Consider the following 25,862-nt stretch of genomic DNA (forward strand, 5'->3'; position numbering starts at 1 on the left):
TTAGTAAATCTTACAAATCATTCTCAAAATTATACAAACCGTTGTAAATCTTACTTCGGAAATTTGCATTGTAATACCTTAAAAACGAAAAAACAATGACTCATCAATATATAATTTCAGGAATGTCGTGTAATGGCTGCCGCACCAAAGTCGAAAAAACACTAAATGAAGTTGAAGGAATTCATGCCGAAGTAACGTTAGACCCGCCAGTAGCAGCCATAACAATGGAAAAACATGTTCCAACAGAAAAATTTCAGGAAGTTTTATCTGCTGCTGGAAAATATACTATTGAAATGGATTCTCCTAAAAAAGCCGAATCTGCAGTAAAATCATGTTGTTCAGGTCATAAAAAAGAAGATCATACTTCGCATTCTCATAAAAAAGAAAAAATAGTAATTCCTCATAATGCAACGGGAGTTTTTTACTGCCCAATGCATTGCGAAGGCGATAAAACTTATAACAAACCCGGAGACTGTCCGGTTTGCGGAATGGATTTGGTCCCTCAAATAGCAATTGGAACACAATTTACCTGCCCGATGCATCCGGAAGTTATTTCTAATGAGCCGGGCGACTGTCCAATCTGCGGAATGGATTTAGTGCCAATGCAGGCATCAGATTCTGAAGAAAATAAAACCTATACCGACTTATTAAAGAAAATGAAAATTGCGACGTTGTTCACACTTCCTATTTTCATTATTTCAATGTCGGAAATGATTCCTGATAATCCTCTTTTTAAAATCATGTCTATTGAAAAATGGAACTGGGTTCAGTTTCTATTTTCAATTCCGGTTCTGTTCTACGCCGGATGGATGTTTTTTGTACGCGCCTGGAAATCAATTATTACTTGGAATCTCAATATGTTTACTCTAATTGGAATAGGAACCAGCGTTGCGTTTCTATTCAGCGTTGCGGGAATGTTCTTTCCGGATCTTTTCCCGTCCGAATTTAAATCGCATCACGGAACTATTCATCTTTATTTTGAAGCTGCAACGGTTATTATAACACTGGTTTTATTGGGTCAGCTATTAGAAGCCAAAGCCCACGGACAAACTAACGGTGCGATTAAAGAATTACTAAAATTAGCGCCAACCGAAGCTACTTTGGTTGAAAACGGAACTGATAGAACAATCTCCATTCATGATATTAAAAAAGGGGATTTATTACGAGTAAAACCAGGAGAAAAAATTCCGGTTGACGGAAAAATAACTTCCGGAGAAAGCAGTATTGATGAAGCCATGATTACCGGAGAACCTATTCCGGTTGATAAAAAAACGGGCGATAACGTAATTTCGGGAACTATAAACGGAACAAAATCATTTGTTATGACTGCCGAAAAAGTAGGTTCAGAAACTTTACTTTCGCAGATTATTCAAATGGTAAATGACGCAAGCCGTTCGAGAGCGCCAATTCAAAAACTGGCAGACCGCGTTGCAAAATATTTTGTTCCAACTGTTGTTGCCATTTCTATATTAACTTTTATTATCTGGGCAAAATTTGGCCCTGAACCTTCTTATATCTATGGATTAATAAATGCTATTGCGGTTTTAATAATTGCCTGTCCTTGTGCTTTAGGACTGGCGACTCCAATGTCGGTTATGGTGGGAGTTGGAAAAGGCGCTCAACATGGAATTTTAATCAAAAATGCCGAAGCACTCGAAAACATGAATAAAATTGATGTTTTAATCACCGATAAAACGGGAACAATTACAGAAGGAAAACCAACTGTCGAAAAAATTTATGCGATCGATAATAACGAAGATATTTTATTGCAAAACATTGCTTCACTAAATCAGCACAGCGAACATCCTTTGGCGCAAGCCGTTGTTAATTTTGCGAAAGAAAAAAATCAATCCTTACTTGAAGTTCCGGATTTTGAGGCCGTTGCCGGAAAAGGAGTTTTAGGAACCGTTAATAATTCAAAAATTGCATTAGGAAATAAAAAACTAATGGAACAGATTAAAGCTTCGATTTCTGATAATTTTGAAAGCAAAATTACAGCCGAGCAGAATCTTGGAAAAACAGTTTCATACATCGCCATAAACAATATTGTTGCTGGTTATGTAACCATTACAGATTCCATAAAAGCTAACAGTGCGAAAGCAATTAAAAACTTAATCGATCAGGGTATTGAAGTTATCATGCTTACGGGTGACAATAAAAACACAGCCAAAGCGGTGGCAGATCAGCTTCATTTAAGTTCTTTCAAAGCGGATTGTCTTCCTGAAGAGAAACTGAGAGAAATTGAACGTTTGCAAGCTGAAGGAAAAGTGGTGGCGATGGCCGGCGACGGAATCAACGATGCTCCGGCTTTGGCAAAAGCTGATATTGGAATTGCAATGGGAACCGGAACGGATGTTGCCATTGAAAGTGCTAAAATAACGCTTGTAAAAGGAGATTTAAACGGAATTGTAAAAGCTAAAAAGTTAAGTTTTTCGGTTATGAAAAACATTAAGCAAAATCTGTTTTTTGCTTTTATATACAATGTTTTGGGAATTCCAGTTGCAGCAGGAATTTTATATCCGGTATTCGGGATTTTGCTTTCGCCGATGTTAGCTGCATTGGCTATGAGTTTAAGTTCTGTTTCGGTAATTGCAAACGCTTTACGATTGCGAAATCTCAACCTTTAAAAAATCAATATGAAACTACATACTATTTTAATTGTCTTTTTAATTGCTTTGAGTGCAAAAGCCCAAAAAGTAGTTCGTTATGATTTACACGTTCGGGACACGATTGTCAATTTTTCGGGAAAAGAAAAACGGGCTCTAACTGTAAACGGGCAAATTCCGATGCCGACATTGACTTTTACGGAAGGTGATATTGCAGAAATTTATGTGCATAACGATTTAAAAAATGAAGATACTGCCCTGCATTGGCACGGATTATTTCTTCCGAATAAAGAAGACGGCGTTCCGTATTTAACGCAAATGCCTATAAAACCTGGAACAACGCACAAATACACTTTCCCTATTATTCAAAATGGAACGTATTGGTATCACAGTCATTCAGGATTACAGGAACAAATTGGTTTGTACGGACTTTTCATTATCAATAAAAAGAAAGACGATACTACCTTTAGAAAAGGTATTGACGATTTGCCTACTGTTCCAATTATTTTAAGCGAATGGACGGATTTGAAACCGGAGAATGTTCAGCGAATGCTTCATAATGCCAACGATTGGTTTGCTATAAAAAAAGGAACAACTCAAAGTTATGCCGAGGCAATTAAGAAAGGGCAATTCTCTACAAAAATCACCAACGAATGGAAACGTATGAATGCCATGGACGTGAGTGATGTATATTATGAAAAGTTTTTAATTAACGGAAAAAATGAAGACCAGCTTTCGCAGTTTAAAGCCGGAGATAAAGTAAGATTACGAATTGCTAACGGAGGTGCATCCAGTTATTTCTGGCTCACGTATGGAGGCGGAAAAATAACGGTTGTAGCCAGCGACGGAAACGATGTTGAACCTGTAGAAGTAGACCGTTTGATTATTGCCGTTTCTGAAACTTATGATATCGTGGTTACGATTCCTGAAGATAAAAAATCCTTTGCTTTTTTGGCTACAGCCGAAGACAGAACCGGATCTGCTTCTTTGTTTTTAGGAGAAGGAACCAAGCAATCTGTCAAACATCTTCCCAAATTAAAATATTTTGAAGGGATGAAAATGATGAACGATATGATGAAGATGAACGGAGAAATGAATGATATGGGTATGAATATGTCGCTCAATAAAATGGACATGAATGCTGTAATGTATCCTGAAATTTCCGGCGAAGAAGAATCTGCAAAAACAGAAGATCATTCTGGTCATAATATGAAAGGCATGGAAATGTCAAATGATTCTACGGCAACTTCTGAAATTGTAACACTGAATTACGGAATGCTGAAATCTCCAACCAAAACAACGCTTCAAAAAGACGCTCCAGTAAAAGAATTACGTTTTACATTATCGGGAAATATGAACCGCTATGTTTGGAGTTTGGATAATAAAGTAATTTCTGAAACGGATAAAATTTTAATTAAAAAAGGTGAAAACGTTCGTATTGTATTGTACAACGAATCAATGATGCGCCACCCAATGCATTTGCACGGACACGATTTTAGGATTTTAAACGAACATGGCGAATATTCTCCGCTAAAAAATGTGATTGACATTATGCCAATGGAAACTGATACAATCGAGTTTCAGGCCAATGCGGATGGCGATTGGTTTTTTCATTGTCATATCTTATATCATATGATGGCGGGAATGGGACGTATTTTTAGTTATGAAAATTCGGCTCCGAATCCGTTGATTCATCATCCTGAAATGGCTTATAAAATGCTAAAAATGGATGATCGTATGTTTCATTTTATGGCCGAAAATGATTTTGCTTCAAACGGAAACGACGGAGAGGCGATGTACAGCAACACGCGCTGGAGCATTGGAACGGAATGGAGATTGGGTTATAACGACAAACACGGTTATGAAACCGAAACGCATATTGGCCGCTATATTGGTAAAATGCAATGGTTTATGCCTTTTATAGGTTTTGACTGGCGATACCGAAAAATGGGAATGGACGAACAGGAACAAAATATGTTTGGACAAAAGAATACCAAAGACAATCGCTCGGTTTTCAGCATCGGTGCCGAATATACATTACCAATGTTAGTAAAAGCTCAGATAGAAATGTATACGGATGGAAATGTGAGAGTACAGTTTGAGCGAAAAGATATTCCACTTTCGAGACGTTTACGAATGAATTTAATGTGGAATACTGATAAAGAATATATGGCTGGCTTAAAATATGTTGTTGGCAGAAACTTTGGAATCACGACACATTATGATAGCGACATGGGAGTTGGTTTTGGATTGAATCTCAATTATTAAAGAAGTGTAGTCCCTACGGGACACTGGGGTGCTATTTCATTTCCTTTTCTACCAACCTTATGAGGCTGTCTCAAAAGGACAGCTTCTTTTCGTTTATAAAAAATTAAGATAGCTATAAAAAATTAATTCGGTTTTTCGGAATTCGGCTTTAAAGATGATTTTCCGATTTTTTGACCGATTTTTAGGCAAGAACGGATTGTCTTTACCCTGCAAGTGCCATCTTTTGTAAATTATGGGCAATAGAAAGCAATCCGATTTCTACCTCGGCCTTGTTTTGTCCTCGAAGCATAAATCGTTTAAAACCTTTGTTGTGTTTGATTTGTGCAAATACGGGTTCTACATCATGACACCTTTGCTTTCTGAGCTGTTCTCCCCGTTTTGTTTTAAGTAAATCAAATGCCTTTTGCCTTATTTGAGCCAATTCAGGATTGTTTTGCGAGGCGGTCACCTGTTTGGTTTTGCAGTCTCTGTCAAAATAATTGTACTTAACAAAGGCTTTTATTTTTCTGGCTTTTAACAAGTTGTAGTTTTCCTGCGAACCATAGCCAGCATCGGCAACTAACTCTTTGGGAACTTTTTTGTATGATTTTTCAAAACTATCAATATGCGGGCTAAGCGTTTTTGTGTCAGTAGGATTCGGATGCAGGCTGTAGTGCAGAATGAACTGCTTATTGGTACTGATCTGCAGATTGTAAGCCGGTTTTAACTGGCCGTTTAGCATATGGTCCTCTTTCATGCGCATAAAAGTGGCATCGGTATCGGTCTTGGAGAACGAGTTTCTGTTTTGAAGAATTTCTTCTTGCTGTTTGTACTTTTCAAGGTTCTTTGGCCAGTTCTTTTTGGCATAATTGAGCTTCTGGCGTACTTTCGAAGGAACTTTTTTCTCTTTCAAAACTGCATTGATCGTGTTGATTGCAGCTTCTACTTTTTCTTTATCAATAGCCCTAAAATCAACAGATTCTGTATTTTTGAGTTCTTCTTTGGCTACACTCTGTGCATAATTCCAAAGTTCTTCCAGCTGTTGTTCAATACGTTCTTTACTCTTTTTAATAGCCTTCCCCCATACAAAAGTGTAGCGGTTGGCATTGGCTTCAATCTTTGTGCCGTCAACAAAGGCAGTCTTAAGGCTTACGATGCCCTCCCTTTCTAGCAAAAGAACAATTTGGGTAAAAATTTCTTTAATCTGCCCATTTAGACGTTGACTTCTAAAACGATTGATCGTATTGTGATCCGGCTGGCTCATACCGCTGAGCCACATAAAATGGATATTTTCTTTAAGGGCCTGTTCAAGTTTTCGGCTTGAATAAATATTGCACAAATAACCATAGACCAACACTTTCAAAAGCATTTTAGGATGGTAGCTTGAAGTGCCTCCTGGTTTGTAATTGCGCATTAAACTTGTTAAATCTAAACCATCAACGATGCCAGAGACTACTCTTACAGGGTGCTTACTATCAATCAGCTCCGATAAATTCGGAGGAAAAAGCACATTTTGGTTGGGAATGTAATCTTTAAAGACTACTTTTGAAGCTATACACACACCGCAATTTAATCAAATTGCAAGAATTAGGAAAGCGAAAGCTTTCCTTTTTTTATGCCACAAAAAAAGCTGCCTCACTTTTGAGACAGCCTCATTTATTACAAAATATCTCGTAGAAAAAAAATATTGGTAGAAAAAAAATAACCAGCATTTAAAATTGTCCCGTAGAGACTACATAAACATTTCTATATTAACTTATCATTGACAATTTCCCAAACTAAATCGTATTATATTTGAACCAACATCTTCAATCAAAAAGAAAAATACTAACAATTAAATTAAACAAAAAATGAAAAATTTATTTGCCGTTTTAGCAATTGCTTTATTTACAATTGGATTACAAGCTCAGGATACTACGCCTGCTAAGAAAGAAAAAGCTAAAAAAGAATCTTGCTGCAAAAAAACAGATGACAAAAAAGACAAAAAATCATGCTGCGTTAAAAAATAATCGCAACATGTATTGAATTTAAAAGGTCTCAAATATTTGAGGCCTTTTTTGTTGTGTTTTTTTATTGTGTTTTTTTCGCCACAGATTTCACAGATTAGCATAGATTTTTTTTAAACAAACTTTGTCAAAGTTATTCACTCAGAAATCTTTTTAATCCTTTTAATCTGTGGCAAAAAAACTTAAAAAAACTATTTCACCGTTGCAACATTTCCTGTTCTGGTGAGTACTCCCCAGCTTTGGCTTTCGCCTTTTATGGCTCTTCGCAGGGCTCTAAATAAAATTACATACATCAATTGTCTGTATACAAATCGCTGCGGAATTAGCCATATTAATTTAGTCAGTCTTTCTTTTTCGAAAATAAAAGCAACCACACTAACCAGCATATCTACAAGCATAAAAGCTATATAGTAAACCAATATTTTATGAAGACTGTCCGGATCATTGAAATTCCAGATTAAGCTCAAAATAAGAACTAAATCTGCCAAAGGCGCAAAGATTGGCAAAACGATTTGAAAAAGAAGAATGTTTGGCAGAGCGACCATTCCTAATCCTTTATATCTTGGGTTAAAACACGCATCCCTGTTTTTCCAGAAAGCCTGCATAATGCCATAACTCCAGCGAAAACGCTGTTTCATAAATTCTTTCAAACTTTCTGGAGCTTCTGTTACCGCAACGGCCTCAATGCAGTTTATAATACGGTAATCATTTCTTAAAATCCGAATCGTTAAATCGCAGTCTTCAGCAAGCGTATCAGTTGTAAAGCCTCCTGCTTTTTCTATTGCTTCTTTCTTAAAGGCGCCAATCGCTCCTGGAACAACCGTAATTCCGTTGATTAAATCGAAAGCCCTGCGGTCAAAATTTTGTGCGGTTGTATATTCAATACTCTGCCATTTGGTCAACATTGTATTTTCGTTTCCTACTTTTACATTTCCGGCAATCGCTCCAATCTCTTCATTGTTTTTTAACTGCATCGTAAAACCTTTCATCAATTGCGAAATCGCATCGGTTTTTAGCTGCGTATCGGCATCGATACAAACTACATACTCATTTTGGGTTAGTTTAATTCCATAATTTAAGGCAGATGCTTTCCCTCCGTTTGGTTTGGTATTGACTTTTACTTTTGGATTATTGGCAAAAGCTTCGTTGATCATGGCAAAAGTTTTGTCTTTCGATCCATCATCTACAAAAACAATATCAAAATCCGGATAATCCTGACCTAGTAAATTTTCGATAGTTTTTACTGCATTTATTTCTTCATTATAAGCCGGAACGATAATACTCACTTTTGGAAGAACTCCATTTGAAGGCTTATAAACTGGCGGGTATTTATGATCTTTCCATTTTTTTATAAAAGCCATAACAGCCATTAAGGCAATTCGGAAAAAACCCAGAAAAATAGCAACCCAAAAAGTAGCCGTAATAAAATGTCCAAACCAATATCCGAAATCAAAAATAAAATTGTCAATTGAAATAAACGGACCTTTTGCTTCTGGCATGATTTCGTCTTTGGTTTTACCAAGTAAATGAGCAACAGTCGTAAACTGAATATGTCTGTCTTTAAAATATTTAATAATTCTCGGCAAAGCTGTAACTGTAGCTTCTCTATTTCCTCCGGCATCGTGAAGCAAAATAATTCCTTTATCGGGATTTGCTTCATATTGTTTTATGGTTCGAATATAGACAGAATCGGCACTGACGCCTTTTTCCCAATCATTTGGGTCGATACTTTCTCCAACGGTATAATAATTTTGTGCTTTGCTTAAGGCAATTGGTTTCAGTTCGGCTTCTGTTGTGGGTTCAGCATCTGCATTATAAGGCGCTCTAAAAAGCACGGTACTTTTTCCGGTAACGGCTTCGATTAATAACCGGGTCGTTTCCATTTCTTTCGCAGCCCTTTCCGGACTTACCAAAGCAATATTTGGATGCGTAAAAGTATGATTTCCTATTTCGTGGCCTTCTTTATAAATTCTTTGCAGCAGCGGAATATTATTTTCTCCCTGAATGCCAATCACAAAAAATACTGCCGGTACTTTTTCTCTTTTTAAAATATCTAAAATCTGTGGGGTATAAACAGGATCCGGCCCGTCATCAAAAGTTAAAATAACTTGTTTGTTTACGTTTCCAAATTTGCTGATTACGTATTTTGTTGGTAATTCTACATATTTCTGTTCTGTAATAATATCATCATCTTTATCGATTTCCAGTTCTATTTTTCCTGGTGCTGGATCGGCAATAACATTTAATATTTCGCCGTCACCAATATAAGCGGGACTTTCTATTCGTGTATTGACACGTTTCATTACATTAAAGTCAAAAGGCTTTTTATTGATGCTTTCGTTTGTTAAGCTGCGCTGATAAAAGCTCCACAAACGCTGATCTTCGCTTCCTAAACGCCACAAAGCAGTTCCTCCCAAACCATATTCGTCACTAAACCTTATGGTATTAAAATTAGTGGCGGCATCTTCAAAATTAACCACATGTTTTTTACCATTACCATCAGTATAATTAAAAGAATTACTATAACTGTTATTATCAAATTTTATCACGGCATTATGCTGTTTTGCAATGGCAATTGCCTGATCGTAGGTTATGGTTTCTCCTTCTTGTTTTTCCTGCCAGTCGTAACCATAACCAGCAAAACAAAGAATAATTTTATCTGACGGAATTTCCTGCGCAGTTTTATCTACTATGCGTTCTATCCATTTTTGACTGCTTACATCTCCCGGAACACTGCTGGCATAATGTTCATCATAAGCCATCAAAAACATGTAGTCATTGTATTGTGCCAATGCTTTTACGTTAAAATCATCGTCTGATGCCATAATATCCTGCGAAACAAGATAACCCAGCGGATGCAGTTTTTCATATAAGGCTTTTTGAAAAGCGATTATGGGTTCATCGCTGTTTTCTTTAAATTCCTCAAAGTCAATATTTATCCCCTGCAAATCATATTTTTTTAATGCTTTTGCAATGTCATTAATTAGTCTTTCTCTTTTATTTGTATCGTGAAGAATGCGATGAATAAGATCGCCGTCAAATTCTCCTTCACCTAAAGATTCGTTAATGTTGTTAATTAACGGAAGGATTTTTACTTTTCCTTTTTTCATTGCTTTCAATGCTGCCGTATCAATTTCTGTTCGCAGCAAATCTGTTTTGGGATCAATAAAAAACCATTCCGGAACGACCATATTGAGTTTATCAATATTTTTTTGCAGTGAAAATAAACTCTGCGGATCCCAGTCTACATAAAAAGCAGCCCGAACCTCAGCAGCTGTTTTTGGTGCGATTGGTTGTTTTCGTAATTTATCTATTTTAGTTTTTTCTCTTAAGAAATAATCAAACCCTTTAAACTTTTTGAGTTCTTTATCACTTAAATCTTTTGGTGTAACAGGGTTTTCTAAACTATGTCCGGCTCGGCTGCTGTTAGCCAAAAGCGGTAAAGGCGGTTTTAATCCTCTTTTTAAAGTGATGAAAAAAATTGGAACCATTAAAATAAGAAGAAACAAAATAAGCCGGCTTGACCATTGAAAAGTTCTCCAGCGTTTTTGGGTAACCGTCTGAAATATTTGTTTTTTATCATCCATATACTTTACTTTTTTAGGTAAATGCTATAAATATTTATCATACTTTACAGCTTAATTTGAATGTAAAACTATTATTACTAAATGAAGATCAAATTAATATGCAGAATTTTTATAATGGGAATTACAGAATAAAATTACAAAAGAAAAACTCAACAAAACAACAAAAAGTACTGATTAACAAATAAATACAAATAAAAAAGACCTCAATTGCCTGAGGTCTTTCTTTATGTTTGTTTTTGCCGCAGATTAAAAGGATTAACACTGATTTTTTCTATACATAAACTTTGTCAAAGTTCTTCAAACTGAAATCCTTTTAATCTTTTTAATCTGTGGCAAAAAAACTAGAAAAATTATTTCAATCTAACGCTCCATTCAAAATCCATTTCAGAAACCTGAACGCCTTCTTCATTAGTTCCAATAGATTTCATCCAGAAGGTTTGCCCTTCGCCTGTTGCAATGGTCTGCTTAATGGCTTCAGCAATTAAATGTCCGTCATTGCAGACAAAAGTTATTCTTCCAGTTGCTTTTTTTGTGAAGTTTCCTTTATTATTTGCAACCAGCATTGAGATTTTTTTACCGCTTTGCTGAATTTGAGAAATAACCAAAGCTCCGGTTGTTAACTCGGCAGCCATTGCCTGAACTGCAAAATACATTGAATTAAAAGGGTTTTGATTGATCCAGCGGTGTTTTACACTTACTACACATCTGTCTTTGTCGATTGCTTTTACGCGTACGCCACAAAAGTATGCCGACGGTAATTTGAATAATACAAATTTGTTAAGTTTAGATACAGATATTGCCATTTGATATATTTTTTATGTAAAAATACAAAAAAACTATGCATGCACAATAAATTGATATTACTTTATAAAACTATCAGTAAAATCAATACTTTACAGTGATTTTCAGTTATTTATATTTCTTAAATTCACTTTGATTTTGTTAATATTTTGTTAATATTTGGTACTATGCAAAACAAGATACTGTCTTTTAGATATATATTTGCATAAGAAATTACTATATACTTTTAATCATGCAATCATCAACACCACTCATCATGGAAAAATCATCAGAAAAGAATACTTCGGCATTTGCCCATTTAAGTACATTAAGTCAATACATTATTCCGTTTGGAAATTATATTTTTCCAATCATCATTTGGTCAAGCTATAAAGACAAATCGGAGTTTGTAGATCATCACGGAAAACAGGCTTTGAACTTTCAGTTAAGTTTATTGCTTTACACGTTAATTCTGGCTTTAATCGCAATCCCGATTTTTGTTACGGTTTTTTTACAAAACCTTCCAATCGAAGCTGTTTTTAATGACAATGAAGATTTCTACATCAGAAATTTCAATTTTGACGGAAACATTGGCCTATTAAGTATTGGCGCTACGGCAGTAGTACTTTTTGGACTTTTAAAATTTGTTGAATTCTTTTTAGTGATTTATGCTTCTATAAAAGCTTCAAACGGAGAATTATACAAATATCCGCTAACGATTCCTTTTATAAAGTAACACTTCGATTTCGCTCAGTGTGACAAAAAGATTAAAGGTTATAGCACAAAAAACAATCAATCATCAATCAATTATCATCAATCAAAAAACGAATTGTTCAATCTAAAAAAAACAAAATGAAATTATGAACATTGAAAACACAAAAGCACAGATGCGCAAAGGTGTTCTTGAGTTTTGCATCTTATCAGTATTAAAAGAAAAAGACGCATATACATCTGAAATATTAGACACTTTAAAAAACGCAAAATTACTAGTTGTAGAGGGAACAGTTTATCCTCTTTTAACTAGATTGAAAAACGACGGTTTACTAAATTATCGATGGGAAGAATCGACATCCGGACCACCAAGAAAATATTATGGATTAACCGAAATAGGGCAGACATTTTTAAACGAACTTAGCGGTACCTGGACAGAATTGTCTGACGCTGTAAAACTAATCACCAATCAAAATCAATAAGTCATGAACAAAACAGTAAATATTAACTTAGGCGGTATGTTTTTTCACATCGATGAAGATGCATATTTAAAATTAACACGCTATTTTGACGCTATAAAACGATCACTTAACAATTCATCTGGACAAGATGAAATTATTAAAGATATCGAAATGCGTGTTTCTGAATTATTAACAGAAAAACAAAAAAGCGAGAAACATGTTGTTGGACTGAAAGACGTTGACGAAGTGATTGCAGTAATGGGACAACCTGAAGATTACATCATTGACGAGGAAGAAAAATCGAATCAGTCTTTTAAAAATTATAGCGGAAGAAGTCACAAAAAATTATACCGTGACAAAGAAAATGGTATGATTGGCGGTGTTGCAACCGGTCTTGCCCACTATTTTGGAATTGATGCTGTATGGATTAAAATCGTGTTCTTAATATTTGTTTTTGCAGGTTTTGGAACTGGGATTTTAGCTTATTTCGTTCTTTGGATTGTAACTCCTGAGGCGGTTACAACTTCTGAAAAACTTGAAATGACTGGAGAACCGGTTACAATTTCGAACATTGAAAAAAAAGTTCGCGAGGAAATAGATTCATTGTCTGAAAAATTTAAAAATGCAGATTATGACAAAATGGGAAACCAGGTAAAGTCGGGAGCTGAGAGAATAAGTAGTTCATTTGGAGACTTTGTTATGACGGTTTTTAAAATCTTTGCTAAATTTTTAGGGATAATTTTAATCATGTCAGGAATTGCCGTTTTAATCATGTTATTGATTGGGGTTTTTACTTTAGGAACTAATGCTTTTGTTGATTTTCCCTGGCAGAATTTTGTTGAAGCCGGAAACTTTACAGAATACCCACTTTGGTCTTTTGGTTTATTAATGCTTTTTGCCGTTGGGATTCCGTTTTTCTTCTTAACATTATTAGGATTTAAATTGTTGTCTCCAAACCTAAAATCAATCGGAAACATTACTAAATATACATTGCTTGCCGTATGGATTATCGCTATTGCAATAGCAATTAGTATTGGAATTAAACAGGCTACAGAAATCTCTCGAGATAATAAAGTGGTAGAAAAGAAAACAATTGCCATTACACCAAAAGATACTTTGTATGTAAAATTCAGATACAACGATTATTACGCTAAAGATTTATATCGTCATGGAGATTTTCAATTTGTACAGGATTCAGCAGGTAATGATTTAATTTACTCTACAGATGTTCGTTTACATGTTTTACGTACTGATGAAGCTTCTCCTTATATTCAGATAGAAAAAAGCGCAAGAGGAAATTCATTTACTAATGCTAAAAAAAGAGCAGAAAAAATCAATTTTAAGTACCAGGTTAACGGAAATCGTTTAATTTTGGATAATTATTTTCTGACTGATGTTAAAAATAAATTCAGAGGTCAGGAAGTAGATGTATTCTTATATTTACCAGAAGGTCAATTATTTAAACCAGATGCATCTATACAAGATTACGATGATTCTGAAGATGATTTCTTCAACCTGCACTTCAGCGGAAATTACAATTATAAAGTAGAAGGTTCAAAAATTAAATGTTTGAACTGCCCTGCAGAAGAAATTGACGATGAAGATAATGATGGAAATTATAATGAAGAAAATCATATTGAAAGTGATACTGTAAAAGAAGTTTCTATTAAAATAAACGGAAAAGAGGTACTAAACGGAAAAAAAACTAACGGAAAGTTAACCACTGATAAAAACGGAGTTATAATTAAAATTAACTAAGCCATGATAAAAATAATCATTCATATTACGAAATTTATTATTGCCACAATTACTGCACTATTGTTTGCTTCATGTAATAACTTAAACCTGAACACCATTGAAGGCAGCGGCAATGTAACAACTGAAAAAAGAATTATTCAGGGAGATTTTAAAAACATCGAAGTGAGCAATGCAATAGATTTAGTTATTCAGCAATCTGATTCGGTAGACATTACAGTTGAAGCTGATGATAATATTCAGAAAGAAATCATTACAAAAGTCGAAAACGGAACTTTGGTAATTAAATGTAAATTCAGTTCTTTCCGTAATGTCAGCATGAAAAAAGTAACGGTAAAAATGCCTCATATTGGTAAAATAGAAGCATCGAGCGCCGCAAGTGTTTCAAGTAAAAATGCTCTTCAGGGAGAAAACATAGAGTTGGAAACGTCAAGTGCAGCATCGATGCATGTAGATGTAGAGTCTGATAATATTTCTTGTAATTCAAGCAGCGGAAGCTCAATTGACATTAAAGGAAAAGCATTAAAAGTGCAAACTTCAGCTTCTAGCGGATCTTCAATCGAAGCCGGAAAATTATTAGCAAATGATGTTGATGCCGAAGTTTCAAGCGGGTCAGTGATAAGCGTTCATCCTATTTTAAGTCTGAAAGCCCAAGCAAGCAGCGGTGGAAATATTAACTACAATAATGTTCCAAAAACGATCAATAAAGAGACAAGTTCCGGAGGAAGCGTTAGTCAGAGCTAACATTTTTTAACTGTTAAATATAAAAGAAATCATTCATCTAAAGTGGATGATTTTTTTATATTTGCCAAAATCAAATCTAAAATAAATGAAAAAAAATACAGCCCTGTTCCTATTGCTCTTGGTTACAACATTAACATTTGCTCAAAAAAGAGAAAAAATAAAAGGTTCTAAAATTGTAATTACTTCAATTAAAGAAGCAGGAAGTTTTGATGCCCTTGAAGTCGATGATAATATAGAAGTTTATCTTGAAAAAGGAGAAAAAAACGAAATAAAAATTGAAGCCGATGACAATCTTCATGAAATCATTGGAATGGATTTAAGAGATAAAACGCTTCGTTTATATACATCAAAAGAAAGTACTATTTTTAAAAAACTTTCGGTAAAAGTTACTTACACCAGTTCATTAACGAAAGTAATTGCAAAAAATGAAGCAAAAATTTATGCCATTCAGGAAGTTCAATTAGACGATATTACATTTAATAGTGTCGATTATTCTAAATTATACCTGAATGTTAATTCAAAAAAATTCAGTTTAATTGCTGATGACAAATCAAAAACAGAATTAAACTTAAAAGCTGAAGACGGAAGTTTGCAATTGAGCAAAAGTGCTTCGATTAAAACTCTGGTTTCTGCTATTAAATTTAAATGTGATTTGTACCAAAAAGCAAATGCGGCTATTGAAGGAATTGCCGAAAAAGCTACTATTCGTTTAGATAATAATTCGGTTTTCACCGGAACAAAGTTTACTTTGAAAGATGCTAATGTAACTGCCGAAAACAATTCTGTTGGAAGCATTTTAGCCGAAACAACTGTTTCTATTGCAGTTGGGGATAAAGCAGAATTATCTTTATTTGGAAACCCAAAAATTGAATTAACCCGCTTTTCTGAAGAAGCTAAGCTGATTAAGAAGATTAAATAATTTGTTTCAGGTTTTCTTTGTTTCAGGTTTCAGGTTGAAATCAGGGACGTTAATTATAAAAAAATCCCAGTCTAAAATTTAGATTGGGATTTTTTATTTTAAGTTTTACGCTCCAATAACTTGAAACATGAAACCTGAAACTTTTAACTTACTCCTTTGAAGCTAAATAACGCTCTGCATCAAGTGCAGCCATACAACCCGTACCTGCAGCAGTAATTGCCTGGCGGTAAACGTGGTCTGCTGCATCTCCGGCAACGAAAACACCTGCTACATTTGTATTAGAAGTTCCTGGTGTATTTACGATATATCCAGTTTCATCAAGAGTGATGTAATCTTTAAAAATATCTGTGTTTGGTTTGTGACCAATTGCTACGAAAAATCCTGTTGCCGGAATTTCAATAGTCTCACCAGTTGTTTTATTTAATGCTTTAATAGCGTGAACTACATTTGAATCTCCTAAAACTTCAACAGTATCGTGATTCATTAAAATCTCGATATTTTCTGTTTTACGAACGCGTTCTTCCATAATTTTTGAAGCTCTGAATTTCTCGCTTCTTACCAACATCGTTACTTTTTTACAAAGTTTAGATAAGTAATGTGCCTCTTCACAAGCAGAATCTCCTGCTCCAACAATTACAACTTCTTGGTTACGGTAGAAAAATCCGTCGCAGACAGCGCAGGCAGAAACACCGCCTCCCATATTTAAATAGTGCTGTTCTGATGGTAATCCTAAATATTTAGCTGTAGCACCTGTAGAAATAATAACAGTTTCACAGTGCAATTCGATTGTATCGTTAATCCAAACTTTATGAATATCTCCAGAAAAATCAACCTTTGTAGCCCATCCATCACGGATATCAGCTCCGAAACGTTTTGCTTGTTCTTGTAACTGAACCATCATTTCCGGTCCTGTAACACCATCAACATAACCAGGGAAATTTTCTACTTCATTAGTCGTTGTCAATTGACCCCCAGGCTGCATACCCTGATATAAAACCGGATTCATGTTTGCTCTGGCTGCATAAATTGCTGCAGTATAACCTGCAGGGCCAGAACCTATAATAAGGCATTTAATTTTTTCGATTGTATCTGACATAATGTGTATTGTTTTTTTGTGATGCAAATGTAAACTTTATTATAAAAAATAACACCGAAAATAAATCTGAAATAGCTATCTCAAAATAAGTTTTATTTATTTTCATTTTTTCCTTTCGTAAACAAATTTTATTACTATATTTGCATCCGCTTACAGGCATTACAATAAATACATCTTCGGGGTGTAGCGTAGCCCGGTTATCGCGCCTGCTTTGGGAGCAGGAGGCCGCAGGTTCGAATCCTGCCACCCCGACAAAAGTCTTTTCATTTACTTGGAAAGACTTTTTTTTTGCCTTAAACTAAAATAAAATAAAACAATTATCGCGTCTCGATTAAAAATCGGGAAGACCGCAGGTTCTCCCGAAAGTTTTTGGGACTGCCACCCCGACTAAAGTCTTTTCATTACTTGGAAAGACTTTTTTTTGCTTTAAACTAAAATAAAACAATTATCGCATCTCGATTAAAAATCGGGAAAACCGCAGGTTCTCCCAAAAGTTTTCGGGACTGCCACCCCGACCAAAGTCTTTTCATTACTTGGAAAGACTTTTTTTGCTTTAAACTAAAACAGAACGGTTATAGCTTCTTGATTAAAAATCGGGAAAATCGCAGAATACAAAAGATTGTTTCCACACAAGACAAGATGCCGATATATGCAAATCCTATGGTTTAGCCGCTGCCGCTATATTTAACAAGCGAGGTAGCTTTTTGATACAAAAGGATACCATAGTATGGCGAAGTTTTAATGAGGTTTGCAGATGAAATTTTTTATTGCATGACAAACTGAATAGGAATAGTTAAACTAGTTTGCTTTTAAAATCTGGGACTTTTAGAGTCTCCCTTCTTATTCTTATAAATACATTAATGACATTTTTACTAAAAAATATTTTTTATGAAGACCCAGGTTCTGACAATTAAAACCTATGACGACCACAAACTTTGGAATAAACTTAAAGCGGGTGACGAAAAGTCGTTTTCTCTGCTTTTTGAAAAGTACTATGGTGATTTAATTAAATATGGAAACTCATTTTCTCCTTTTGCTGAAAGAGTTCAGGATTGTGTTCAGGACGTATTTGTAGATGTTTGGTTATATCGTGAGTCCCTGCAAGAGCCAAATGTCGTAAAGGCTTATTTATTGTCAAGTGTACGAAAGAGAATTGCACGTATGTACGAACGGGATCATTTTTTAAGAAATACTACAACTACAGCTTCAATTGAATTTCTTTTTGATTTTTCGATTGAGAAAGAACTTATTGATGATGAAATAACAGCAGAAAGAGTTTTCTATCTCAATAAATTATTAAACGATTTACCCCCACGTCAAAAAGAGGCTTTATTTTTAAGGTATAATCAGGGGCTCGGTGTAGAAGAGATTGCAGAAATGTTAGACGTTAATTATCAATCGGCAAATAATCTTTTGCATCGCGGATTACTTAAACTTCGCAAAGAATGGAAAGGAAATCTTCCGATTATTGCATTACTGTCTTCAGGTCTTTTTAAATTTATTTAAAAAAAAATATAATTGGTGAGTATTTAATAACAAAGCCGCCCTCTGTGTTTTTGTAACCTTATTTTATAGATGCAAAAACGTAATTATTATATCGAAATTGAAGATTTCTTATCTGATGAATCATTCCAAACATGGATTTTGTCCAAAGTTGATGAACAAGGCTGGGAAGAATGGACTTTAGAAAATCAACAACGTGCCAAATTAGTTGAAGATGCCCGGCTTTTATTACTGGCAATGAAAGTACCTGCTATTGTTTCTTCTTCAGAACTAAAAACTGCATTACAATTAACATGGGTTAAAATTGAAGATTCAGAAAACACCCATAAATCTGCTAAAAGCAATACCAGCATCTACTTAAAAAAATATTGGTTAACAGGAGTTGCCGCTACTATGTTTTTTGCCTTTTTATCTATTTGGTTTTACAAAGATCAATCACAAACCAATCATACTGTAGTTACATATAAGGAACTTGTTAATGATAATAAAGAAGGACTTGTTGAGCAAACAAATAATTCTAACAAGCCTCAGGTAATTACCCTATCCGATGGCAGTTCTGTCATATTAGAACCCAATAGTAAATTAAGTTATCCAAAAATCTTTACAGGAAACGAAAGGAAAGTTTATTTATCCGGTGAAGGTTTCTTCGAAATTAGTAAAAATCCCCATAAACCCTTTTTTGTTTACGCAAACGAAATTATTACAAAAGTAGTTGGTACAAGTTTTCGTGTAAAGGCTTACTCGGACCGGCCAAATATTGAAGTGCTTGTTCGTACAGGCAAAGTCAGGGTAAGTTCAAATGAATTGGCTGCAGATTCAGACCTGAAAAAGGAGGTTGTTTTACTTCCTAATGAAGCCCTGCGCTTTTTTAGAAGTGATTTCAGTTTCAATAAGATCACTAATATCACAGAAGACAAAACATTGGCAAGTAAAGCTGGCAATATTGAACAATTGAGTTTTGAATTTACTGATATTCCTGTAAATCAAATTCTTAAAACAATAGAACAGGCATATCTGATCAAAATTGATTTTCCAAAGAATAAATTAAAAAATTGTCATTTAACAGCTTCATTAAGTGACGAGACATTATCAGAAAAACTTAAAATTATTTGTAAAAGTATTGGCAGTGATACCAATTTTGAAATGAATGGAAATCAAATTATAATAACCTCACAAGGCTGCTATTAAGCAACATACAATCAAACTCAATATATAAACTTTAATAAAACTCAATTTTTGCCTATGTGACAAAACTATATTAAAAAAAGTGTCGAAATGTTGCAACATTTCGACACTTGATAAAATAAAATAACTCTCTGGAAAGAGTCATTTTATTGTGTTTCTAAAAAATACGCTTGAACAGTATTAATCAAAACAAATCAAAATTATGAAAAAATCAGTTGGTAAACAACGATTACTCTATCGAATAAGAAAAATAACACTATTTCAGTTCGTCTTGTCACTTGTGTTTTCAAGTGTAGCTCTGGCTAACAATGTAAATGGACAAAGAAAATTAGATACAAAAGTCACCATAGCTGTTGAAAATTTAAGTCTGGATAATGTTTTATCTAAACTTCAAAAGTCTGCACATGTAAAATTTTCATACAATTCAAGATTACCTCAGTTAAATCAAAAAATTAGTATACAGGCTCATCAGGAAACATTGTCAAGTATTCTCAACCGAATTCTGAAACCACTCAATCTAACTTATACAGAAATAAGCGATCAGATTATCTTGCAAAATAATCTAAAATTTGAGAGTCATACCGATCCTGTTATTAAAGGAAAAGTTACAGACCAAAACGGAGCACCCCTGCCTGGGGTAACAATCACGGCTAAAGGAACTAATACTATCGTAGTCACTGATTTTGATGGTAGTTTTTCTATAAAAATACCTATAACTTGCCACCATCTGATCGCTTCTTATGTTGGAATGGAGACCAAAGAAGTTGAAGCAGGAAATACTTTTCTAACGATAGTTTTAAATGAAGTAGAAAAAAGCTTAAAAGAAGTCATAATTACAGGTTATGAAAAAACATCAAAAAGAACTTTTACAGGAGCTGTTAGTAAAATTCCCAATGAAGAACTTAAAGTAGACGGAATTGTTGATATAAGCAGGGCAATAGAAGGAAAAGCGGCAGGGGTTATTGTACAGAATGTTTCAGGAACTTTTGGTGCAGCTCCAAAAATTACAATTCGCGGATCTTCTTCAATTTTTGGAGACACAAAACCATTATGGGTTATTGATGGTATTGTTCAGGAAGATATTATTAATGTATCGGCATCTGATTTGGCCTCCGGAAATTCTGCAACATTATTAACCTCTTCTGTTACCGGAATCAATCCTAATGATATACTGAGCATTGAATTTTTGAAAGATGCATCTGCAACTTCTATTTATGGATCAAGATCCCTAAATGGGGTTGTGGTTGTAACTACAAAGCAGGGAAAAAAAGATTCTGCTTTGAAGATAACATATTCATTAGATCAAACAGCCAGAACAGTACCTAATTATAGTCAATATGACATCTTGAATTCAAAAGAAACAATGGGTGTTTTGAAAGAAGTTGAAGCAAAAGGTTTTTTAGACCTGCCTTCAACTGCACAGGGGCGTTATGGAGGGGTTTATAATATTTTAGCCAGAGGAATTAATACTTATATTCCCGAAACAGACAGTTATTTAGTAAAAAATGACCGGGCCGGACGTAATGCTTTTTTAAGAAAATATGAATCAGCCAATACCAATTGGTTTAAAGTACTGTTTAGGCCTTCGATTGCCCAAAATCATTCCTTGAGTTTTTCGGGAGGAGATAAAAATAATGCTATGTACGCTTCATTAGCTTTTTATAATGATCCGGGCTGGAGTATTGCCGATCATGTAAAACAGCTTTCATCCAATTTAAAAGGTACTTTTTATATTAATGAGGACTTAAATATTACATTAACCACACAGGCTTCTGTAAGGAATCAGGGTGCTCCCGGAAGTTATGATAGTGAAATAGATGGTTATTATGGAAAGGTAACCCGAAATTTTGACATTAATCCTTTTAAATATGTCTTAAATACAAACAGAACCCTAAGACCTTATGATGACAATGGAAATTTGGAATATTACAGAAGTAATTGGGCGCCAATTAATATTTTAAATGAACTTGCAAATAATTTCATGGAAATTCAGGTAAAAGACATTCGTTTTCAAATGGATTTAGATTATAAAATAAATCCTTACCTGACTTATAATTTTACTGGTTCAGCGCGTTATGCCAATACTGACAGAGAGCATAAAATCCTTGAAAATTCAAATGTAATAGAGGCTTATAATGCCGCAGAAACAACTATTGTAAGAGACGAAAATATTTTTTTATACCAGGACCCAAATAATTTAACAGCACCAAAGGTTTCAGTGCTGCCAAACGGAGGAATGTTAAGAAAATTTACAAACGACCTGACTTCTTATTATATAAGAAATAGTGTAAACTATAAACGTATTTTAAATGAGAAACATGAATTTGAGGGATTGTTTGGTACAGAGCTAAGGTCTTTAAATAGAAACAGCGACAATTTTACTGCTTATGGGTTACAGTATGATAAAGGTCTTACAGGCTTTACAGATCCAAGAATATTAGAGAAAACGATTACCGAGGGAAGTTCGTATTTTGGGTTTAATGAAGAAAGGGAAAGAACGGCAGGTTTTTTTGGAAAAGCAGGATATACCTACAATCGACGTTATACAGCATCAGTTACCGGACGCTATGATGGTTCAAACAGACAAGGCAGTAATACTTCGTCCCGCTGGCTGCCAACCTACACTTTTAGTGGAAAATGGAATCTTAAGGAAGAAGATTTCATGAAAGATTTTGAACCTATAAATAATTTAGCATTAAGAGCTTCTTACGGACTTACCGCAACTGCAGGACCGGCCACCAATTCATTAGCAATTTACAAAAGTTACATCACAAACCGTTTAAATCTTGATGACAGGGAATCTGGTATTAGTATAGACCAATTGCAAAATGCAAATTTAACATGGGAAAAACAATTTGAAACCAACCTGGGTTTTGATCTTGGTGTATTCAATAATAGACTGCAATTAACAACAGATGTATACAGCCGTAAAGCTTATGATTTGGTTGATTATGTAATAACATCAGGAATTGGCGGACAAACAATGAAACAAGGTAATAATGCCGATATGGAAACTAGTGGTCTTGAGATTAGTCTGACTACTAAAAATATAATCACTAACAATTTTAAATGGTCAACCAATTTAAATTTTTCTATATATAATCAGAAAATTACAAAGCTGGGGAGCCAGGCAGCAGCTTATGATCTGATCGAAGGATCAGGAGGAAATACTATTGGTCATCCAAGAAACGCCCTGTATTCTTATCATTTTACAGGATTAAACAACCAGGGTCTGCCAACTTTTGTAATGAAAGACGGACAATTGGATAACATTGCCGGTGCCAATTTTTTTGATAATGATGATGTAACTAAATATTTAAAATATGAGGGGTCTATAGAACCTAATAAATCTTTTGGACTATCAAATACGTTTACTTACAAAAATTGGTCATTATACGTTTTTGTTGTTGCATCAGGAGGAAATAAAATTCGTTTAAACCCTGTTTATTCAAGTGAATATAATGACTTAACTGTTTTTACAAAAGATTTTACCAATCGCTGGATTAGTCCCGGAGATGAAAACAGAACCAATGTACCCGTAATAGCAGACAAAGCTTTGATTAATAATTATGATGCTCAGTCCAAATCATTGGAAATTGCTTACAACACATACAATTTCTCAGATGCGCGTATTGCAAATGGAGATTTTGTCAGATTAAAAAATGTATCCTTAAGCTGGGAATTCCCGAAGGCTTTAAAAGAAAAATTAAGAGTAGCAACTTTTACATTAAAAGGATCAGCAATTAATCCATTATTAATTTATTCTGACAAAAGGTTAAACGGTCAGGACCCTGAATTTCGTAATACGGGAGGTGTAGCATTACCAGTTACAACCCAATATACATTTGCCCTAAATATTTCATTATAATCTATAAATATTATGAAAAAATTAAAAATTATACCAGCATTATTACTACTTATAACTCTTAGCAGTTGTGATAATTTTCTTTCTGAAGTACCCGATAACAGAACACAAATAGATACACCTGAAAAAATTTCCGAATTGTTGGTTAATGCTTACCCTGATGCCTGTTATATGGAGTTTGCCGAAACCATGACCGACAATGTTTTTGACAGTGGTGACCCAGGATTATTTGTACCTCTGAATACAGAAAATTACAACTGGGAAATGAATAACGGAACAGACGTAGACAGCCAGACCAATTATTGGAATGCCTGTTATAGTGCAATTGCACGTGCAAATAAAGCACTTGAAGCTATTAAGCAATTGGGCAGCCCTGCAAGTCTTAATCCGCAGAAAGGTGAGGCTTTACTGGCCAGGGCTTATGCACATTTTATGCTGGTTTCTTTTTGGTCTAAACGTTATGATCCGGCTACTGCCGATACCGATTTGGGAATACCGTATGTAACAGAACCGGAAGATGTACTGATCAAAAAGTACAAAAGAAATTCTATGCGCGAAGTTTTTGATTATCTTGAAAATGACATAGAAGAAGGCTTAAAATATGTTACAAACGAATACAACCAGCCAAAATTCCATTTTAATAAAGATGCAGCCAAAGCTTTTGCATCACGCTTTTACTTAATTAAAGGAAACTGGAACAGAGTTATTGAACTTACAAATGAATTAACAGCTAACCCGGAAGGAAAACTAAGAGATTACAGTTCTTATCTGAATCTTGATTATGATACTCGTTCCAAAATTTATGCCGACCAGAGCCAGGAAACAAATTTATTGATTGCCTCTGTACTGTCTTACTATAATAGATCTTTTTACCAAAACAGGTTTCAGCTTACAGTAGCCCGAGAAGGGGAAATTTTAAGTTCCTCAACAAACATTTTTAATAAAGACTGGTTTGTTACAAGTACATCCTACAATTATGTTACATCATTTGTACCCAAATTTAATGAATATTTCAAATATACAAATTCCAGTGGAACCAGTGGTGAAGGATATGATGCAATAGTATTATTGAGCAATGATGAATTTTATTTGAATGGAACAGAAGCACTTGTGATGACAAACAGAATAGATGAAGCAAGGGCAGCATTGCAATATTTTATCGGAACAAGAACGGCAGATTATGATCCGGCAGCCGATATTTTGACAGATGAATTAATAGTTAGTAAATATCCTGTAATTCAAAATGAATATACTCCTTTTTATGCTTTAACCGATCTGCAGAATTCATACCTAAAAGCAATAGCAGAACTACGCAGGAGAGACTTTATTCATGAAGGCATCAGATGGTTTGATATTAAACGGTTTAATTTAGAGGTTAAACACGAAATATACAATGGCCCAACAAATGTTTTAACTAAAAATGACAATCGCAGGGCATTACAAATACCACTTCAGGCATCAGCAAATGGTATCGAAAAAAATCCAAGATAATTTAATATCAAGCAAATGAAAATAATAAAACAATATACAATGACATTTTTGGCATTAGCAGCAATTGCTTTTGCAGGATGTTCACATGATGATCAGCCTGAAGGGAGTGCATTAGATGTTACAAATCCTCCCCAGTCAACATTAGATGAATGGATTACGACTAATTATTTTAATCCTTATAATATAAATGTCCAATACAAATGGAACCAGAATAACGTTAACCTAAATACTTACCTGTATCCGCCGGAAGAAGGCAAAGTGCAGCCCGCTTTAGAAATCATTCAAAAAATCTGGTTAGATAGTTATCAAACAATTGCTGGTCCTGGTTTTATAAAGAAAATTGCTCCCCGGGAAATTGTATTGGTTGGGGGAATAAGTTTGGATTTAAACGGAAATACTACTTTGGGGCTGGCAGAAAGCGGACAAAGAATAATACTTTTTGAAACTGATAATATAGAGAAAACTGATAGGGAAAACGTAAAAGAATTTATTCATACAATTCAGCATGAATACATTCATATTTTGAACCAGCATAAACCATACGATGAAAAATCTATGGCAAAAATAACACCATCCGGTTACACGGCCAGCTGGTTTGATACCTCAGATAAGGATGCTAATGAACAAGGGTTTATTACAGCTTATGCAAAAATGAATATTAATGAGGATTTTGCTGAAATGGCTTCTGTTATGCTGATTAATTCTAAAGATGAATATGAGGCCATTTTGGCAGGTATACAGAATCCGGACGCTGTTGCTGCGATAAGGGCTAAAGAAGCTGTTGTTGTCAAATATTTTGAAAAAGAATTCGGCGTGGATTTTTATGCTTTAAGAGATGAAGCACAAAAAAATACTACTGCTGTACTGAATGGAAATTAAAACTAATTTAAGTTAGGATAACTTAAA

17 protein-coding genes and 1 tRNA gene are annotated in these 25,862 nt (G+C 34.5%); 14 read left to right on the plus strand and 4 right to left on the minus strand.

Annotated features, from left to right (window positions below; all coding sequences use genetic code 11):
• The first annotated feature begins 95 nt into the window (after nucleotides 1–95).
• On the plus strand, nucleotides 96–2,627 hold the full coding sequence (locus AABD74_RS00950) for a heavy metal translocating P-type ATPase (RefSeq protein ID WP_406844422.1): 2,532 nt from the start codon (nucleotides 96–98) through the stop codon (nucleotides 2,625–2,627).
• A gap of 9 nt (nucleotides 2,628–2,636) precedes the next feature.
• Nucleotides 2,637–4,874 carry a multicopper oxidase family protein gene (locus tag AABD74_RS00955; protein WP_406844423.1) on the plus strand — a complete coding sequence of 746 codons (2,238 nt, stop codon included), beginning with the start codon at nucleotides 2,637–2,639 and terminating at the stop codon, nucleotides 4,872–4,874.
• A 202-nt stretch (nucleotides 4,875–5,076) separates the two neighbouring features.
• Here the strand turns inward: AABD74_RS00955 and AABD74_RS00960 are convergent, their stop codons facing one another.
• Nucleotides 5,077–6,408 carry an IS1182 family transposase gene (locus AABD74_RS00960; RefSeq protein ID WP_406845617.1) on the minus strand — a complete coding sequence of 444 codons (1,332 nt, stop codon included), beginning with the start codon at nucleotides 6,406–6,408 and terminating at the stop codon, nucleotides 5,077–5,079.
• A 295-nt stretch (nucleotides 6,409–6,703) separates the two neighbouring features.
• Here AABD74_RS00960 and AABD74_RS00965 point away from each other — a divergent pair, with 295 nt between their 5' ends.
• A complete protein-coding gene (locus tag AABD74_RS00965) occupies nucleotides 6,704–6,862 on the plus strand; it encodes a hypothetical protein (protein ID WP_406844424.1) in 159 nt (52 codons plus the stop codon).
• A gap of 188 nt (nucleotides 6,863–7,050) precedes the next feature.
• Here the strand turns inward: AABD74_RS00965 and AABD74_RS00970 are convergent, their stop codons facing one another.
• Entirely contained in the window at nucleotides 7,051–10,446 is a 3,396-nt protein-coding gene (locus tag AABD74_RS00970) for a polysaccharide deacetylase family protein (protein WP_406844425.1), read from the minus strand.
• Between the two features lie 350 nt (nucleotides 10,447–10,796).
• A complete protein-coding gene (locus AABD74_RS00975; RefSeq protein ID WP_232680970.1) occupies nucleotides 10,797–11,249 on the minus strand; it encodes a DUF4442 domain-containing protein in 453 nt (150 codons plus the stop codon).
• A 254-nt stretch (nucleotides 11,250–11,503) separates the two neighbouring features.
• On the opposite strand from AABD74_RS00975, the gene AABD74_RS00980 reads away from it, so the two are divergent.
• From AABD74_RS00980 to AABD74_RS01000, 5 genes are all read left to right on the plus strand, one after another.
• Entirely contained in the window at nucleotides 11,504–11,962 is a 459-nt protein-coding gene (locus tag AABD74_RS00980) for a DUF4870 domain-containing protein (protein ID WP_232680969.1), read from the plus strand.
• A gap of 124 nt (nucleotides 11,963–12,086) precedes the next feature.
• A complete protein-coding gene (locus tag AABD74_RS00985) occupies nucleotides 12,087–12,419 on the plus strand; it encodes a PadR family transcriptional regulator (RefSeq protein ID WP_017498072.1) in 333 nt (110 codons plus the stop codon).
• Between the two features lie 3 nt (nucleotides 12,420–12,422).
• On the plus strand, nucleotides 12,423–14,156 hold the full coding sequence (locus AABD74_RS00990; protein ID WP_232680967.1) for a PspC domain-containing protein: 1,734 nt from the start codon (nucleotides 12,423–12,425) through the stop codon (nucleotides 14,154–14,156).
• 3 nt (nucleotides 14,157–14,159) lie between these two features.
• Nucleotides 14,160–14,897 (plus strand): head GIN domain-containing protein, encoded by a 738-nt coding sequence (locus AABD74_RS00995; RefSeq protein ID WP_232680964.1) that lies wholly within the window; start codon nucleotides 14,160–14,162, stop codon nucleotides 14,895–14,897.
• 85 nt (nucleotides 14,898–14,982) lie between these two features.
• Entirely contained in the window at nucleotides 14,983–15,816 is an 834-nt protein-coding gene (locus tag AABD74_RS01000) for a GIN domain-containing protein (RefSeq protein ID WP_232680963.1), read from the plus strand.
• A gap of 148 nt (nucleotides 15,817–15,964) precedes the next feature.
• Here AABD74_RS01000 and trxB read toward each other — a convergent pair whose 3' ends face one another.
• On the minus strand, nucleotides 15,965–16,912 hold the full coding sequence (trxB, locus tag AABD74_RS01005) for a thioredoxin-disulfide reductase (RefSeq protein WP_406844426.1): 948 nt from the start codon (nucleotides 16,910–16,912) through the stop codon (nucleotides 15,965–15,967).
• A gap of 177 nt (nucleotides 16,913–17,089) precedes the next feature.
• Between trxB and AABD74_RS01010 the strand changes: the two genes are divergently transcribed.
• The 6 genes from AABD74_RS01010 (at nucleotide 17,090) to AABD74_RS01035 (ending at nucleotide 25,835) form a co-directional block, all read left to right on the plus strand.
• A tRNA-Pro gene (locus AABD74_RS01010) sits at nucleotides 17,090–17,164 on the plus strand.
• A 636-nt stretch (nucleotides 17,165–17,800) separates the two neighbouring features.
• The gene (locus AABD74_RS01015) at nucleotides 17,801–18,418 is read left to right on the plus strand and encodes an RNA polymerase sigma factor (protein ID WP_232680960.1); all 618 of its coding nucleotides are present in this window, start codon (nucleotides 17,801–17,803) and stop codon (nucleotides 18,416–18,418) included.
• 69 nt (nucleotides 18,419–18,487) lie between these two features.
• Nucleotides 18,488–19,603, plus strand: coding sequence for a FecR family protein (locus AABD74_RS01020; protein WP_406844427.1), 1,116 nt, complete (start codon nucleotides 18,488–18,490; stop codon nucleotides 19,601–19,603).
• Between the two features lie 199 nt (nucleotides 19,604–19,802).
• Nucleotides 19,803–23,468 carry a SusC/RagA family TonB-linked outer membrane protein gene (locus tag AABD74_RS01025; protein ID WP_406844428.1) on the plus strand — a complete coding sequence of 1,222 codons (3,666 nt, stop codon included), beginning with the start codon at nucleotides 19,803–19,805 and terminating at the stop codon, nucleotides 23,466–23,468.
• A 12-nt stretch (nucleotides 23,469–23,480) separates the two neighbouring features.
• Nucleotides 23,481–24,956, plus strand: coding sequence for a RagB/SusD family nutrient uptake outer membrane protein (locus AABD74_RS01030; protein ID WP_406844429.1), 1,476 nt, complete (start codon nucleotides 23,481–23,483; stop codon nucleotides 24,954–24,956).
• A gap of 15 nt (nucleotides 24,957–24,971) precedes the next feature.
• On the plus strand, nucleotides 24,972–25,835 hold the full coding sequence (locus AABD74_RS01035) for a substrate import-associated zinc metallohydrolase lipoprotein (RefSeq protein ID WP_406844430.1): 864 nt from the start codon (nucleotides 24,972–24,974) through the stop codon (nucleotides 25,833–25,835).
• The last annotated feature ends 27 nt before the right edge of the window (nucleotides 25,836–25,862 follow it).

It is taken from the genome of Flavobacterium soyae (assembly GCF_045348165.1).
Lineage (GTDB): Bacteria > Bacteroidota > Bacteroidia > Flavobacteriales > Flavobacteriaceae > Flavobacterium > Flavobacterium soyae.